A 15,449-nucleotide genomic window follows, 5' to 3' on the forward strand; every position below is an offset into this window, starting at 1 on the left:
GGGTAACACTGAATCTCCGTACTGGGCAACTGTGGCGGCGGTTGGCGGTCTCGGGGGCAAGGCACCCGTGACCCGCGCGCAGGCGGATGCCCTTCCTTACGCCTCGATCCTGGCCTGGATGGATGACAGCAGTCAGGCCTTCATGGTGCTGGGCGAAATCGGCGGAAATGGGGCGTTGTACTATTACAGCCAGACACGGCAGGTGCTGGTCACCCGGGGGCCGTTCCTGGTGCAGACGGTCGGCCTGCCCGGCGACCTGTCGCGCACACACCTGCCCGATGACCGGGTGCCCGACCTGCGGCAACTGGTGGGGACGGAATATATCCGCCATGTAGACATCCAGGCGGCCGGACTGTTCGATATTGAGGTTCGCGGCCGTTTCACTCTGGTCGGCCCCGAAGAGGTCACCATCCTGGAACGCCATCACACCCTGACCCGCCTGAGCGAAGCGGTCACGATGCGGGGCATGAAGCCCTTCACCAATGATTACTGGATCGACCAGTCGGGTTTCTGCTGGAAGACGCGGCAGCACATCCATGACCGCACGGATGCACTGAATATCGAAATCATCAAAGCGGCGGGCTGAAAGAACCCGCCTTGAGGGCGGGGACAGCCGGCAGCCCCCGGCCTGCGGGAAAAGTGAAAAGGACCTTCGGAGCGTTCCGAAGGTCCAATCCATCATCCAAGTCCACAGCCTGCTGGTGCGAACCCTGAACGGGTTAGCGAGCCGACGACGTCGTCGTGCTGGTCGCCGGGGGGGTGGTCTGCGTACCCGGACCCGGGCCCGGACCGGGACCCGGCTGTTCTTCGTCACCACCGCCAGAAGCGGCCGCCACGACGCCGGCAACGGCGACAGCGCCAACAACGGCAACGGTGCCCAGGGAACCCAGGGCGACACCGGAAGCCCCAACGCCCGCAGCGGAGCCCGTAGCAGTGGCCGTAGCCGCGGTCGTGCCCGTCGTCGGGGCAGCGGCCGGCGCGGCACCGGTGGTGCTCTGCGCACTGGCGACACCCGGAGCAGCACCCAGGGCGAGGGCGAGCGTCAGAGCCAGGAGTTCCTTCTTCATTGGTAAAATCCCCAGAGGTTGGACCGATGTGCCTTATACCATTTCTTTTTCGCGTTGCGAGAGGCTTCTTACGTGAAGGCTCCTGGAAAATACCATTACAGCCGTGCGCCGCAAGGCGGATATGAGGGGGAACCCTCCTTCCGGACAGGACAGGCGCAACAGCGAACTTGACGCATTATTTCAATATTTTCAGTTACTTATGGAAATACATCATCCGCATTTGCATCAAAGGAAAGATCATTTTCGACACAAAACTATAACAAGTGGCGTACCGCGCATTGGTGATGTTGCCACACCGCAACGCCGAACACGCAAAATCAAACCCCTCCCCCTGCCAGTTACCGGCGAGCAGAAGAGCAGAGAATACGGCCTTTCATTTCCCTGCTGGCGTCACCAGCGATTCGGTTTATACCTTTTGGTAGAGGAGTAGCGGAATGCAGATGAAGACAGCCGATCGGACTATTCAATTGCAGCTCTCCTTGTTGCAGGAGGACTTGGTTCGCCTTCAGGCGCTCTGCTCCCGGCTGCCGCCGCCGCCCGATGTCACCATGGCGCTGCGCCAGTTCAAGGAGCTTGGACCTTCCTTCGAAGCGGTGGCCGCCTTCACCTCCGTCCTGCGCTCCAATACCGGGGCGCTGGATGAGGGACGGCGGCTGCAGGTCGAGGCGCAGTTGAGGCAACTGACCGTTTCCTTATGGCAGCTCCATCTGCTTGCGGTCGCCCCCCGCCTTGAAAAGATGGCCGCAAATGTCGGCCATCTGCCCATCGGCACCCGTTTTGTGCTGGAACGCTGGCTCAAGCAACTGAATGAGCTGCGGACGGACGCCGACATCGTGGCGGGTCTGGACCCCGCGCTTCTGGGCCAAGTCGAGGCAACGGCGCGGCAGGTCGCCTGCGATGCGACCGACCTTCCGGATTTCGGCCGAGGCTGAGCTAGCCAAGCCGCCCGGTTCCTGTGCTAAGCTGTCGCATCGGCCGGCGGTTCGACATGCCGGCGCCACGGGAACATTATATACATCATGAGCAACATTCTTGACATCCTGAAGCCCTACGGCCGTCCCACCCCCAAGGAGGAGTCCATCCTGGACGCCATTCTGGAACGGCTGGGCCGCGGCGCGCTTTCCCCCGAAGACGCCATCGATGAGATCATCGAACGGCTGAACTGGCCGCTTGAACGGGCCGCCGCCGAGGTGGACGGCTACCTGGAGTAACCGCCTCCCCGGCGCTATGCTTTGGGATAGGGTGGTGCCGACGGACTGGCCTGCCCGGCCTGATTGAGTCATGGTCGAAGGGTTGCAATGCATGGGTGGCCCCGCCGCCTATGCACGGAACCGCCGATCGGACCGGCACCCCATGCGTTTGCGCCTGCTCATCCCCCTCCAGATTCTGATCATGGCGGCGGCCCTCGTGGCGTTGGCTGTCATGGGACTCGTGCGGGATTGGGAGGGCAAGAGCGCCGCCGACCGTTTCCTGGCGGCCGAGCAGGGGCGCGGGGCGCTGGTGGAACTGGCGGGGGACTGGGCGCTCGAACGGGGAAGCGCCTATATGCTGCTGGCCCGCCCCGACCCGGCGCCGGAAGCCCGCCTGCTGAATCTGCGCGAGGTGCGGCAGCGAACGGATGCCCGGCTGGACCGGTTGCTGGCCCTGCTGGCCTCACCCGACCGGGCACCACGGGGTGGGGCAGAACTGGCCGCTTCGCTGACACAGGCGCATCGGGTCCTTGCCGATCTGCGCGACGAACTCGATCAGGCATTGCTGCTTCCGGCGTCCGCCCGGCCCTCCACCCTGTCCGACCGCTGGTTCGGCACGCTGACCGGCCTGATCGACCAGGCGCGCATTGCGCACCAATCCCTGGCCGACCGCTCCCCCGTGATCGACCCGCTGATTGCTTCCCACGCGATCTTGCGGCAGTCGGCCTGGATCGCGGCAGAACAGGCGGGCCGTGTCCGCGCGCTGCTGTCGGCGGCCCTGTTGCGGGGCAACAGCCCCCTGCTGACGGAAATGCTGGCCGAGGCAGAGACGCGCTTCGGCCTCGCCTGGGAGAATGTGCGGCAACTGACGGCGCAGAGCGGCGCCCGCATGGACGAGGTACGTGTGGCCGCGGCCGCTGCCGACAGTCTGCTGGCCAACCGGGTCGAACCGTTCCGCCGCGCGGCCCTGGCGGCGGCGAATGCCGGGGTGATCGACCCGGTCATGGCCGATGACTGGTTCTCCATCTCCACCACCGGCATCGAGGCCGTGCTGGCCGTACAGACCGCGTCGCGCACGGTGACGGAAGAGCGGGTCCGGCAGTTGTCGCAGGAAGCGATGTTCAGTCTTGCGCGGGGCGCCCTGCTTTGTCTGGCCACCCTGGTCATCGGCGGTGCGGCGCTGCTGCTGGTGCAATGGCGCGTGCTGCGGCCGCTGGCCAACCTGACCCGGGTGTTCGAACAGATCGCCCGCGGCGAAACCGACATAGCCATACCAGACACGACCCGCCCGGACGAAGTGGGTGACCTGGCCCGCGCCGCCACAGCCTTCCGCGCCGTTCACCTGGCCGGACAGAACCTTGCCGGGGCCCTGCGCCGGCGCGAACATCTCCTGGACCTGTTCATTCGCCACACACCGGCGGCCATTGCCATGCTGGACACCCAGATGCGGTATGTCGCCGTCAGCCGGCGCTGGGTGGCCGATTACGAATTGGGCGAACGCGACCTGATCGGCCGCAGCCATTACGAACTGTTCCCCGAGATCGACGAAGCCTGGCGGGAAATCCACCGGCGCTGTCAGCAAGGTGAGCATGCCAGCGCCGCAGAGGACAAGTTCGTGCGCGCCGATGGCAGCACCATGTGGGTGCGCTGGGAAATCCACCCCTGGCGTGACATTGATGGCGAAGTCGGCGGCATCATCATGTTCACGGAGGTGATCACGGCGCGCAAGCAGGCGGAAGACGAGATGCGCCGCCTGACCACGGAATTGCAGGCCATTGTCGACAGCGCCGACAATGCCATCATCGTCACCGACCCGTCGGGCGTGATCCGCGCGTTCAACCGCGGGGCGGAACGCATGCTGGGCTATCGCGCGACCGACCTGATCGGCCGGGAAACCCCCGAACTGTTCCATGACCGGACGGAGATGGAACAGGCCGTAGTCAAACTGACCGCCAGCCTGGGACAGGCGCCGGCCAATCCCTTCGAGGCGTTTGTACACCGCGCCCGTCAGGGCAAGCCGGACCAGCGGGAATGGACCTATATCGCCCGTGACGGGCGGCGGGTACCGGTGCTTCTCTCCATTACCGCCATCCGCGACGGTGCGGACGCCATCCAGGGTTTCCTGGGTGTCGCCAACGACATCTCGCATCTCAAGGAAATGGACCGGTTGAAGTCCGAATTCATTTCCACGGTCAGCCACGAACTGCGCACACCGCTGACCGCCATCAGGGCGTCGCTGGGCATGGTCAATTCCGACCTGTTCGGCGCCCTGCCGGCCGAGGCGCGGCAACTGACCGATATCGCGCAGGAAAGCACAGAACGCCTGATCCGCCTGATCAACGACCTGCTGGACATCGAAAAGATCGCGTCGGGCAAGATGCGGTTCGATCTGGTGCCCCGGTCGCTGGCATCGCTGTTGAGCGATGCCATGCGCGACAATGCCGTTCTGGCGGAACGGTCCGGCATCCGCTTGGTGGCCGGCCCCGGCCTTGCCGCGCCCGGCCGCCTGGAAGCAACGGTGCTGGTCGATCCGGACCGGCTGGCCCAGGCGTTCGACAATCTGATCAGCAATGCCGTCAAGTTCTCCCCCGGCGGCAGCACTGTGACCATTTCCGCTGAACCGCTGCCCGATGGCTGGATACGGGCAACGGTGGCCGATCAGGGGATCGGTATCGACGAGGCGTTCCGTCCCAATGTCTTTCAGCGTTTCGCCCAGGCCGACAGTTCCGACAGCCGGGCCAAGGGCGGCACGGGCCTGGGGCTGGCCATCACGCGCGAGATCGTGGAGCGCCAGGGGGGGCGGATCGGATTCGACAGCACGCCCGGCGCCGGCACCCGGTTCCATATCGATCTGCCGGTACAGCCCTCCGCCCCCCTGCCGGCCCCGGTACCGGCTGCTGGGGGCAAGCCGGCGGACATCCTGATCTGTGAGGACGATCCCCATATCGCCCGTCTGCTGGCGCTGCTGCTGGACCGTGCCGGTTTCAATCCCGTCATCGCCAGCACGGCTGCGGAAGCCATGACGATGCTGGCCCGGCAGCGTTTCCAGGCCATGACCCTGGATCTGATGCTGCCCGACCTGCCCGGCATCAGCCTGTTCCGGTCCATCCGGGCCCAGCCGGAAACCCGCGATCTTCCCGTGATCGTGGTCACCGCCACGGGGGATGCGGAACGGGACGCGGTGGAGGGGGAGGCGGTAGGCGTCATCGACTGGCTATCCAAGCCCATTGACGAGGCAAGGCTGCTGTCCGCCCTGCATCGGGCCGTATCCGCCGGCACGGAGGACAGACCGCAACTGCTGCATGTGGAGGATGATGCCGACATCCGCACGGTGGTCCGGCAATTGCTGGCCCGGCATGCCGAGATCATGCCGGCCGCCACCCTGGCCGAAGCCCGCGCGCTGGCGCGGGCCAGACCCTTCGACCTTGCCATCGTCGATATCGACATGCCGGACGGGTGCGGCCTGGACATCATCCCGGAACTGCGAGACCACCGGGGGGACCCGGTGCCCGTCGTCGTCTTCACCGGCGCCGATGCCGGCCCCGTCGCCCTGCGCCAAGTGGCGGCAACGCTGGTAAAGTCACGGGCCCGCAATGAGGAACTCGTGGACACGATCCGCCGTCTGATACATAGGATGGCGCCCCCTTTGGAAACACCCGTCCACCCGAACCACACGGAGTCCGCGTCATGATCCCAGTGTTGGAGCGTATCCTCTATGTCGAGGACGAGGAGATGCTGCGCACGGTGACCAATCTGGCGCTGACCCGTATCGGCGGGTTCAAGGTCGAATTGTGCGACAGCGGCACCAAGGCCGTTGAGACAGCGAAACGGTTCCGGCCCGACCTGATCATGCTGGACGTGATGATGCCCGTCATGGACGGCCCCGCGACCCTGCGCGCCCTGCAGGAGGACGGGGAGACGGCGGGCATCCCCGTCATCTTCATCACGGCCAAGGTACAGCCCCGCGAGGTGGAGGCCTTCCGCGCCCTGGGCGTCGTCGACGTCATCGCCAAGCCGTTCGAGCCGATGGGACTGGCGGGCCAGGTCCGTGCGGTCTGGGAACGTTTCCACGCCGGATAAGGGCCACCACGGTCACATCCTTTGACCCGGGGCATGGCGGCGATCGCCGCCTATGCCAGGATCGCGGCCGCCAGCTTTTGCGCCTGCACCCTGATGTCCGGCACGGCGGTAATTTCCCACGAGGTGCCCCGCATGATCGGCCCCATCGCATAAAGGCCGGGCACCACATGGCCCGCGCGGTCCAGCAGCCGGGCCTGCGTATCCGTATCCAGCCCCAGGCGCAAAGGGTCGGGCCGGGCAAGGCCGGCATCCAGCAGGCCGCGCAGCAGCGGATCCTGTGTGCCGGCGATATCGCCGCCGGGGCCGACGCAGTTGATGGCATGCAGCACCGACAGTTCCTCTGCCATCGGCTGGCCCCGGGGCCGCAGCCGGATTTGCAGGTCGTCCGCCGTTCCGGTCGAAAGCCGTTCCAGCCGGCCCGCCACCACCCGCAGGCGTCCTTCCGCCATCATGGCCCGCAGCCTTTCATCGACCTGCGGGGCCAGACGGTGCCGGTGTACGTCCCACCAGGGCCGCAGATGCCGCAGGAACCGTGCCCGCACCGGCGTGGGCAGGGAATGCCAGTACGGAACCGTGGCGGCCCGCAGACTGTCGATGACGGCGTGCCAGGAACGCCCCTCCACTGCCGCTTCCCGGACCGCCTGACGCACCAGCCGCAATGACGAGGCCAGCGACGGCCCGATGGCGGGCGGAACCTGCGGCTGGGGCGGCGGCGTGGCCGGTCCATGCCGCCGCGGCAGCAGTCCCCGGCGCGACAGGGCCAGGATCGGCCCCTGATGTCCCTGGTCGGTCAAAGACAGGGCCACATCCACCATGGTCAGGCTGGTACCCAGCAACAGGACCGAATCCGTCTGACCGATCCTGGCCAACGCCTTCGGCGCCCAGGGATCAGTACGGAACCGAAAAGACCCAAGCAAATCCTTGTCCACCCCAGCGGGCGGGTCGGGCGGAAAGTTGCCGACAGCCAGAACCGCGCCATCCACCGCATAGGAACGGCCGACATCGGTGGTCAGGCGGAAGCTGCCATCCGGCAGCCGGGTCAGCGACACCGCATCATCGGCCACCAGAACCAGGCGGCCCACGGCATCCGACCCCTTGGCCGCCTGGGACAGGATGTCCTGCAGATACTGGCCATAGGTGGCGCGGGCCACAAAGCCCGAGGGATCGGCGGGTTCATTACGTGACCGTAACCAATCCAGGAAATGGCTGGGCTGGTCTGGAAAGGCGCTCATGTTGCCGGCGCGGACATTCAGCAGATGCGCCCCGTGGCGCGTGCTATAGGCCACGCCCTTGCCAAAGCCGCTCGCCCGCTCCACCAGCAGGATGCGCGGGGCCGAAGCGCCGGCGGCCAGCAGATGCAGAGCCACCAGCGACCCGCTGAAACCGGCGCCGATCACGGCAATGGTGGGACGGCGGGCGCGGTCAGTCATGGGGCTGGTTTCTCCGTGGCCGGCATCAAATCCTATGCGACCAGTAGGAAATATCACCCGCCCGAAGTCAAGCCGAATACCCGTGACGATCAGATGACAAAGTCCAGCGGATGCGATAGCGAGCGCCGGCGACGGGACGCCTCTGCCAGGGTGCAGCGGTCGAGCACGGTGGCCATCGCGTCACGCGCCTTCAGCATCGCCCAGCGGATCACGCAGGTCGCCGCATCCTCGCAATCCTCGCACGGTTCGAATTTCAACCGGCTGGCACAGCGGATGGGGGCCAGGGTGCCGTCGATGACCCGGATGATATCCCCGACCGACAGATTCTCCGGCGCCCGCGCCAGGCGATAGCCGCCATGCCGGCCCCGCTGGCTTTGCAGCAGCCCGGCCTTGCGCATATCCAGCAGGATGGCTTCCAGGAATTTGGCGGGTATATTCTCCGCCGCAGCGATCTCTGCAATCTGGACTGTCGTTGCGTCTTCGAAATGATCAGCCAGATGGATACAGGCGCGAAGGGCGTACTTGGCCCGCTGGGTCAGCATCGTCTTCATACTTTCCAGCACGGAATGATCGTTACTTCATCGCGCGTCCCGCCAAGGATGGCAAGGGGCGGATTGCGCTGGTCAGCCACCCTTTTCCGTTGCCGGCCCCTCGGCGGCGGCGATACGCGTCAGTTCCGGGATGCGGGCCGCCAATGCAACCTGTGCCCGATCGGCTGCACTCAGCAGGTGCGCCACGGGCACGCTGGCCGGATCGGCGGCGGAATCGATGGCCTGCTCTACATCGCGCGCCGCCTGTGACAGTTGCATGAGCCCGAAATTGCCCGCCAGCGACACGATGGAATGGGCATGGCTGCGCACGGTGTCCAGGGGCGTGGCCGGGTCGGCGATAGTGGCCAGCCGCTGGCGCAGGGAACTGGCCACCTCCTGCATCATGGTCAGCAGCGCCCCGGGACCCATCAACATCTCCAGTTGCTGTTGCATGACGGTCGACATCACCTCCGGTGCCGGCGCGCCGGCAGCCGGAAGCTGGGCCGGGGCGGGGCCGATGCGCTGCGACCAGCGGGCCAGCGCCGCCAGCAGGTGGCTGGCCTCGATCGGTTTGGCGATGTGATCATCCATCCCGGCCTGTCGGCAACGCTCGACCTCCGACGGCAGGGCGTTTGCTGTCAGGGCGAGGATGGGGATGCGCCCGGCAACCGATGGCATGGCACGGATGACGCGCGTCGCCTCCAGCCCATCCATGCCCGGCATCTGGATATCCATCAGCACCAGATCATAGGCCTGACGTTGCACGGCCTCCACGGCGGCGGCGCCATCGACGGCGATATCGACCTTGTGGCCCGCGCGCTCCAGGATGGCGCGCACCAGCAGTTGGTTGACGTGAATATCCTCGGCCACCAGCACATGAAGCGGCCGCGCCACCCCGCCCTCCTCACCTGGCACCGCCAAGGGCAGGGCCGGTGCATGGGCCGGCGGGTCCGCCGGGCGCAGCGGGATATCGATCCAGAACCGGCTGCCGCGCCCGGCATCGCTGGTCAGCGCGACGGAGCCCCCCATCAGGGTGACCAGCCGCTTGCAGATGGCCAGCCCCAGGCCGGTGCCCCCGTAGCGGCGGGCGGTGGACGCATCGGCCTGGTGGAAGGGTTCGAACAATTGCGCCTGACGGTCCGGTGCGATGCCGATGCCGGTATCCTCCACCGCGATCCGCAGGAAAGGTTCCTTCCCATCGGTGCCGGTCACGGTCCCGGCCGTCAGGGTCACGCTGCCCGCCTGGGTGAATTTCACGGCATTGTTCAGCAGGTTCAGGACCACCTGCCGCACCCGCGTGGGGTCCAGCATCAGCCAGGGCGGCAGGTCGGGCGCGATCTCCACACGCAGGGTCAGCCCCTTCTCCTGCGTCATCGGCCGCACCAGCTCGGCACAGGTCTGCAACATGCCCACCGTGTCGGTCGGCATCTCTTCCAGCAGCAGGTGCCCGGCATCGACCTTGGCGAAATCCAGCACATCATTGATGACGGCCAGCAGCGTCCGCCCCGCCTCGGCCTGAAGGCGGATATAGCGCCGCCGCTCGCTTTCCGGCAGATCGGCGGCCAGCAGCAGGTCGGCGAAGCCGATCACGGCATTCAACGGGGTGCGCAATTCATGGCTGACCGTGGCCAGGAATTCCGTCTTGGCGCGGGCGGCCGCCTCCGCCTCCCGCCGGGCCACCAGCAACGCCTCCTCCTGCGCGGTGCGATCGGTGACATCGCTGATGGCACCGAAGACGGCGAACGGCTTGCCGGCGGCGTCGAACTCCACCACGCCGCGCGTCACGACATGCCGGATCTCCCCGGTCGGTCGGATGATACGCAGGCCCATCTCATAGGAACTGCCTGTCTGCATGGCGGCGGTCACCAGTTCCCGCAGGCGGGCACGATCCTCGGGATGGTGGGCGGCCAGGGTGGCTTCCATGCTGGGCTGGAACTTATCCTTGCGCAGCCCGTGGATACGGTAGACCTCGTCGGACCATGTCAGCCGCCTTGTCTCCAGTTCGAACCGCCAATGACCCACCATGGCCAGTTGTTCGCCCAGGCGCAGCAGACGGTTGGCCTCGGCCAGATCACGGGCATGGGCGCGGCGGCGGCGGGATTCCCGCTCCAGGGCGCGCACCATCAATCCCAGCCCCAGGCTGACGACCAGCGTCGCGATCAGCGTCCGCCAGGCCAGCGACCACCAGGGCACCAGGATTTCCTCCACTCCCCGCCCCACGATGGCCACCAGCGGATAGACGCGCATACGGCGATACGCCATCAGACGCCGGATATTGTCGATGGAGCTGACATCATCCAGCACCCCGTGGGGTGACTGCCTGGCCAGGGCCATCACGGCGCTGTCGGCCATGGACTGACCCAGGCCGGTCACCGTGTCCGGCGTGTCGGACCGTCCTGATCGTGCCCGGACGATGCCATCCATTCCCAGGATATTGACCACGCCCTCGCTGCCCAGGTCCAGCTTGTGGAAATAGGCCGACAGATAGAACGGGTCGACGGACAGGACGATCACCCCGGCCAGGGTGCCGTCGGGCTTGTTCAGGCGCAGACTGATCGGCAGCGACCATTTTCCGGACAGGCGACCCACAATGGGCGGCCCAATAAAAACCGCCCCCGTATCCTGCCGCACATGGGTGGCCACATGGATACGGTCCAGATAATTGGTGATCCGCGCCTCGGGCCCCATGCCCAGCGTGCTGTCGATGAGGTACCCATCGGCCCCGACCATCGACATCTGGATGGCAAAACCCTGGGGCATGGCATGCTGGCGCATGAATTCGCGCAGGTTGAAGGCGGCGGGGTCCGCCTCATACTCGGCCTTTGCCGTACGCAGGGTCTGCTCGACCGTGGACAGAATCCAGAATGACTGTTCCTCGAAGGCAAGAGCGAGGTTGGCCACATCGCGGCGCGCCTGGTCCAGGGCGCGCTCCCGCTCCAGCCAGAGCAGGCTGCCGGTACCGCTCCAGATCAGAACCAGCGTCAAGGCCAGTACCAGGGACAGTTTTTTGGATGTGAAAACCATCGCCCCTCCGGCGCCGGGCGGGAACGCCCGACGCACGATCATATGGTCAGGGCATTAAGTATCAAATCGCCATTCGTGATGGCAGACGCAGAAGGTTAGGTTAACAACCGTTATCCGACGTCGGATACCCGCGCGGCCGGCGGCGGATAAAGGATGGAAACGACCTCCAGCTCCTCCACCCCCGCCGGGGTCCGCAGGCTGACCAGATCGCCCTCCCGCGCCTTCAGCAGGGCGCGGGCAACAGGGGAAACCCAACTGATCCGCCCCGGCCCCATATCCGTTTCATCCACGCCGACGATGGTGACGGTGTTTTCCGTCCCGTCTTCGCGGGCATAGGTGACGGTGGCGCCGAAAAACACCTGATCGCGATGCTTCTGCTGCGACGGATCGACGACATTGGCGATTTCCAGGCGTTTCGACAGGAACCGCATGCGCCGGTCGATCTCCCGCAGCCGCTTCTTGCCGTAGATATAATCGCCATTCTCCGACCGGTCGCCATTGCCGGCCGCCCAATGCACGATTTCCACCACCTTGGGCCGTTCGACACGCAGCAGTTGGTTCAATTCCCCCCGCATGCGCTCGAACCCCTCGGGCGTGATATGGTTCTTCTGGCCGGGCGGCAGCGGACGGGGATCGTCGGGCCCGTCATCATCATCCGCCGCCGCATCACGCGCGTTCTCGTTCACCCAGGCCTTGCTCATCCCCGCACCACCGAACACCTGCAACAGGGTAGGTTTAGCGCGTCCGGCATTGGAAGGGGAAGGGTGGAACAGCCTATCCGGCCATGGCGATGTCGGAGACGTCGGACGCGGTCAGCCGGGCCAGACGGTGGTCCGGCAAGGCGCAGAGCAGCTTCACCCGCCGTTCCACCATGCCGAACACAAGGTTCAGCAAGGCCCGCCGCTCCGTCTCCGAGCCTTCCAGCGCCAGCGGATCGGGAAAGCGCCAGGTGACGATCATGGGATTGCCGGTCCAGGCCGGCTGTTTCAGGGCCGCCGACTGTTCACAGACATGGAAGACAAAATCCAGGTCGGGCGCATCCGGACCGGTGAACAGGTCCCAGTTCTTGGGACGCAGATTCTCCGTGTCGATCCCCACCTTGCTCAGCAGATCCAGGGTGATCGGATCGGCGTCCTCCCGCGGTTCCGGACCGGCGGAGAAGGTGTCGAACCGGCCCGCCCCCCATTTGCGCAGCAGACCTTCGGCCATCAGGCTGCGTGAGGCGTTGCGGCGGCAGATGAACAGCACGTTGAACGGACGGTCAGGCGACATGGGATCGGCCCCGTTGCGGTATGGAAACCGCGCGGGACTATCCGCATGATCGGCGACAGGATTGTCGCGGTTTGATGTCGTTTGCATGAAAGCAGGGAACCGCACGTGCCCCCTGCCCTTTCCCGTCCTCATGGAGGGTGTTCATGGAAACAACTGCATCGCAGCATGCGGCCCACGCATGTCATTAAACTGTAACAAATCTGTTTTTACTTGTTCTGGTGTTGTGAAACTGCATCACCGTCATGCCAACGTCACACCACCCCTTGCACGCCATCTTGAAAGCCGTGGCGGCCCTCTCCATGCTGTAGCGCAACAAACTGTTGAAACACCCGGCCGGGGCGACCTGGGCGGGTATTTCTATGTGGAGATGGGCGAACGTCCCTCGGGCAGTCAGGGAAGGGGCGGCGCCTTCGTAACGGAATCGACGCTGGCGGCACGAACCGCCGCACATATGGCTCTGAAGGGGGCATTCAATAATGCGTAAAGGCAATCCGTCATTTAACCGTCTGCTGGCCGGTGCCGCCAGCCTTCTGGCCCTGTCCATCGCGGCGCCCGCCGCCGTGCAGGCCCAGGCCGTGCTGGACGAGATCATCGTGACCGCGACCAAGCGCGCGGAAAACCAGCAGCAGGTCCCCATCTCCGTCGGCACTGTCGCCCCGGAGAAGCTGGCTGCCGTGATGTCGGGCGGTGTCGACCTGCTGGCCCTGTCGGCCCAGGTGCCCAGCCTGTATGTCGAATCCACCTTCGCCCGCACCTTCCCGCGCTTCTATATCCGCGGCCTGGGCAACAGCGATTTCGACCTGACCTCGACCCAGCCCGTGGGGCTGGTGATCGACGAGGTGGTGCAGGAAAACCCGATGCTGCGCGGTTTCCCGCTGTTCGACGTGGAACGGGTGGAAGTGCTGCGCGGTCCGCAGGGCACGCTGTTCGGCCGCAACACGCCGGCCGGCACCGTCAATTTTATCTCCAAGAAGCCGACACAGGACACGGAAGGGTATCTGTCGGCCTCCTACGGCTCAAAGAACACGATCGGGGCAGAGGGCGCCATCGGTGGCGCCCTGGTCGACGGCATCCTGTCGGCCCGCCTGTCGATGAAGTATGACCGCAAGGACGATTTCATCGACAACACCTATACGGGTGAAAACAACGCCATCGGCGGCCATAACGAGGTCGCGGCACGTCTGCAGCTCGCCTATGAAAAGGGTCCCCTGTCGGCCCTGTTCAATGTCCATGCGCGCGATCTGGACGGCTCGGCCCGTGTCTTCGTGGCCAATGCCATCAAGAAGGGCAGCAACGACCTGTCTTCCACCTTCTCCCGCAATTCCGTATTCCAGAATGGCCAGAACGACCTGTCGGTCTCCAGCCAGGGCGGCAGCCTGAAGCTGGAATATGATCTCGACGGCATCATCCTGACCTCGATCACCGGGTACGAGACGGTGGACGTCTATACGCGCGGCGACATTGATGGCGGCGTGGCGGGGGTCGGCCCCGGCTTCATTCCGTTCGACAGCGAAACGGCCGACGCCGTGCCCGACCATGCGCAATGGACGCAGGAACTGCGCCTGTCCAACGCCGAGGGCGAGCGTTTCCGCTGGCAGACGGGCCTGTTCTATTTCAACGAGGATGTGACCGCCTATGGTTACTCCTACGGCAATGCCGCCGATCCGCGCGGCATCGCGGTGTTCACCGACAGCCGGCAGGAGACAAAGACCTGGGCGCTGTTCGGCCAGGCCAGCTATGACCTGACGGAGCAGGTGACCCTGACCGGCGGCATCCGGTACAATGACGAGGAGAAGGATTTCTCCGTCGCCCGTATCCTGAAGCCCGGCGCGCCGCCCTTCCTGGGCGTGGGTGGCACCGGCGGGGCCAACGTGTCGGACGGTCAGGTGACCTGGGACGCCAGCCTGACCTACAAGGCCACGGATGATGTCAACCTGTTCGCCCGCGTCGCCAACGGCTATCGCGCGCCCTCGATCCAGAGCCGCCCGCTTTTCTATGGCGACGGCAACATCAACCGCGACGCCCTGTCCATCGCCAAGGCCGAGACGCTGATGTCGTATGAGGCCGGGGTGAAGTCGAACCTCTGGGAACGCAAGGCCCGCCTGAACGTCACCGCCTTCTATACCGATATCGAGGACCAGCAGTTCACGGCCGTCGGCGGCGCGTCCAACAACAATACCCTGATCAATGCCAAGGGCGGCGAAGGCTACGGGTTCGAGGCGGAGCTGGAACTGCTGCCCGTCGAAAACCTGATGCTGACCGGTGGCCTGTCCTACAACCACACGGAAATCAAGGACAGCACGCTGAGCATCCCCATCTGCGCCGGCGGCTGCACGGTGACCGATCCGACCAAGCAGGTCCCGGTCCTGGGCACCGTTGCCCTGGTGGATGGCAACTCCTTCCCCAACGCGCCCAAATGGATCTTCTCCGCCAGTGCGCGCTACGGCATTCCCGTGGAGAGCGGCGAGATCTATGTCTTCACCGACTGGAACTACCGCTCCAAGGTCAATTTCTTCCTGTACACGTCGAAGGAATTCTATTCCGACAGCAAGCTGGAAGGCGGCCTGAAGCTGGGTTACGTGTCGGATGATGAAAAGCTGGGCATTGCCGTGTTCGGCCGCAACATCACCAACGAAAAGTCGCTGGAAGGCGCCATCGACTTCAACAACCTGACCGGCATCGTCAACCAGGCCCCGTTCTACGGCGTGGAACTGACGTCGAAGTTCTAAACCTGCCTTCGTCAGGTTTGGGGTGTTTTGTGTTCCTTCAGGTGCCGGGCGCCGCCATCCGGCGGCTTGGCTTACGCGGCACGTGCCGCACGGCGGCGATCGCCGCCGGAGTGGTTTGCGAGAACAC

General features: G+C 65.3%; 11 protein-coding genes. 6 read left to right on the top strand and 5 right to left on the bottom strand.

Annotated elements, in window-relative coordinates; translation table 11 throughout:
- Positions 1–67 precede the first annotated feature (67 nt).
- The 5 genes from KBA48_RS01175 to KBA48_RS01195 all read left to right on the top strand — a co-directional run bounded on the left by KBA48_RS01175 (position 68) and on the right by KBA48_RS01195 (position 6,337).
- The gene (locus KBA48_RS01175; RefSeq protein ID WP_292902941.1) at positions 68–586 is read left to right on the top strand and encodes a YjbF family lipoprotein; all 519 of its coding nucleotides are present in this window, start codon (positions 68–70) and stop codon (positions 584–586) included.
- A 915-nt stretch (positions 587–1,501) separates the two neighbouring features.
- Entirely contained in the window at positions 1,502–1,999 is a 498-nt protein-coding gene (locus tag KBA48_RS01180; protein ID WP_292902943.1) for a hypothetical protein, read from the top strand.
- An 87-nt stretch (positions 2,000–2,086) separates the two neighbouring features.
- Positions 2,087–2,278, top strand: coding sequence for a hypothetical protein (locus KBA48_RS01185; protein ID WP_292902945.1), 192 nt, complete (start codon positions 2,087–2,089; stop codon positions 2,276–2,278).
- A gap of 142 nt (positions 2,279–2,420) precedes the next feature.
- Entirely contained in the window at positions 2,421–5,948 is a 3,528-nt protein-coding gene (locus KBA48_RS01190) for a PAS domain S-box protein (RefSeq protein ID WP_292902947.1), read from the top strand.
- Positions 5,945–6,337 (top strand): response regulator, encoded by a 393-nt coding sequence (locus KBA48_RS01195; RefSeq protein ID WP_292902949.1) that lies wholly within the window; start codon positions 5,945–5,947, stop codon positions 6,335–6,337. Before KBA48_RS01190 ends, KBA48_RS01195 begins: the two co-directional genes overlap by 4 nt.
- A 50-nt stretch (positions 6,338–6,387) precedes the next feature.
- On the opposite strand, the gene KBA48_RS01200 is transcribed toward KBA48_RS01195, so the two are convergent.
- From KBA48_RS01200 to KBA48_RS01220, 5 genes are all read right to left on the bottom strand, one after another.
- A complete protein-coding gene (locus tag KBA48_RS01200; RefSeq protein ID WP_292902951.1) occupies positions 6,388–7,767 on the bottom strand; it encodes an FAD/NAD(P)-binding protein in 1,380 nt (459 codons plus the stop codon).
- An 89-nt stretch (positions 7,768–7,856) separates the two neighbouring features.
- Entirely contained in the window at positions 7,857–8,318 is a 462-nt protein-coding gene (locus KBA48_RS01205) for an Rrf2 family transcriptional regulator (protein WP_367273798.1), read from the bottom strand.
- A gap of 72 nt (positions 8,319–8,390) precedes the next feature.
- The gene (locus KBA48_RS01210) at positions 8,391–11,321 is read right to left on the bottom strand and encodes an ATP-binding protein (protein ID WP_292902953.1); all 2,931 of its coding nucleotides are present in this window, start codon (positions 11,319–11,321) and stop codon (positions 8,391–8,393) included.
- A gap of 110 nt (positions 11,322–11,431) precedes the next feature.
- Positions 11,432–12,022, bottom strand: a complete 591-nt coding sequence (greB, locus tag KBA48_RS01215) for a transcription elongation factor GreB (protein WP_292902955.1) — start codon at positions 12,020–12,022, stop codon at positions 11,432–11,434.
- Positions 12,023–12,095: 73 nt separating this feature from the next.
- Positions 12,096–12,593: an arsenate reductase ArsC gene (locus tag KBA48_RS01220; RefSeq protein WP_292902957.1), complete on the bottom strand. Its 498-nt coding sequence runs from the start codon at positions 12,591–12,593 to the stop codon at positions 12,096–12,098.
- Between the two features lie 476 nt (positions 12,594–13,069).
- On the opposite strand from KBA48_RS01220, the gene KBA48_RS01225 reads away from it, so the two are divergent.
- Positions 13,070–15,322, top strand: coding sequence for a TonB-dependent receptor (locus tag KBA48_RS01225; RefSeq protein ID WP_292902959.1), 2,253 nt, complete (start codon positions 13,070–13,072; stop codon positions 15,320–15,322).
- Positions 15,323–15,449 lie beyond the last annotated feature (127 nt).

Source organism: Niveispirillum sp. (assembly GCF_017996735.1).
Taxonomy (GTDB): Bacteria; Pseudomonadota; Alphaproteobacteria; order Azospirillales; family Azospirillaceae; genus Niveispirillum.

Bases quoted from the DNA above. Each gene is read 5' to 3' on its own strand.
- KBA48_RS01180 (WP_292902943.1), top strand. From the start codon at position 1,502: ATGCAGATGAAGACAGCCGATCGGACTATTCAATTGCAGCTCTCCTTG.
- KBA48_RS01185 (WP_292902945.1), top strand. From the start codon at position 2,087: ATGAGCAACATTCTTGACATCCTGAAGCCCTACGGCCGTCCCACCCCC.
- KBA48_RS01190 (WP_292902947.1), top strand. From the start codon at position 2,421: ATGCGTTTGCGCCTGCTCATCCCCCTCCAGATTCTGATCATGGCGGCG.
- KBA48_RS01195 (WP_292902949.1), top strand. From the start codon at position 5,945: ATGATCCCAGTGTTGGAGCGTATCCTCTATGTCGAGGACGAGGAGATG.
- KBA48_RS01200 (WP_292902951.1), bottom strand. From the start codon at position 7,767: ATGACTGACCGCGCCCGCCGTCCCACCATTGCCGTGATCGGCGCCGGT.
- KBA48_RS01205 (WP_367273798.1), bottom strand. From the start codon at position 8,318: ATGAAGACGATGCTGACCCAGCGGGCCAAGTACGCCCTTCGCGCCTGT.
- KBA48_RS01210 (WP_292902953.1), bottom strand. From the start codon at position 11,321: ATGGTTTTCACATCCAAAAAACTGTCCCTGGTACTGGCCTTGACGCTG.
- greB (WP_292902955.1), bottom strand. From the start codon at position 12,022: ATGAGCAAGGCCTGGGTGAACGAGAACGCGCGTGATGCGGCGGCGGAT.
- KBA48_RS01220 (WP_292902957.1), bottom strand. From the start codon at position 12,593: ATGTCGCCTGACCGTCCGTTCAACGTGCTGTTCATCTGCCGCCGCAAC.
- KBA48_RS01225 (WP_292902959.1), top strand. From the start codon at position 13,070: ATGCGTAAAGGCAATCCGTCATTTAACCGTCTGCTGGCCGGTGCCGCC.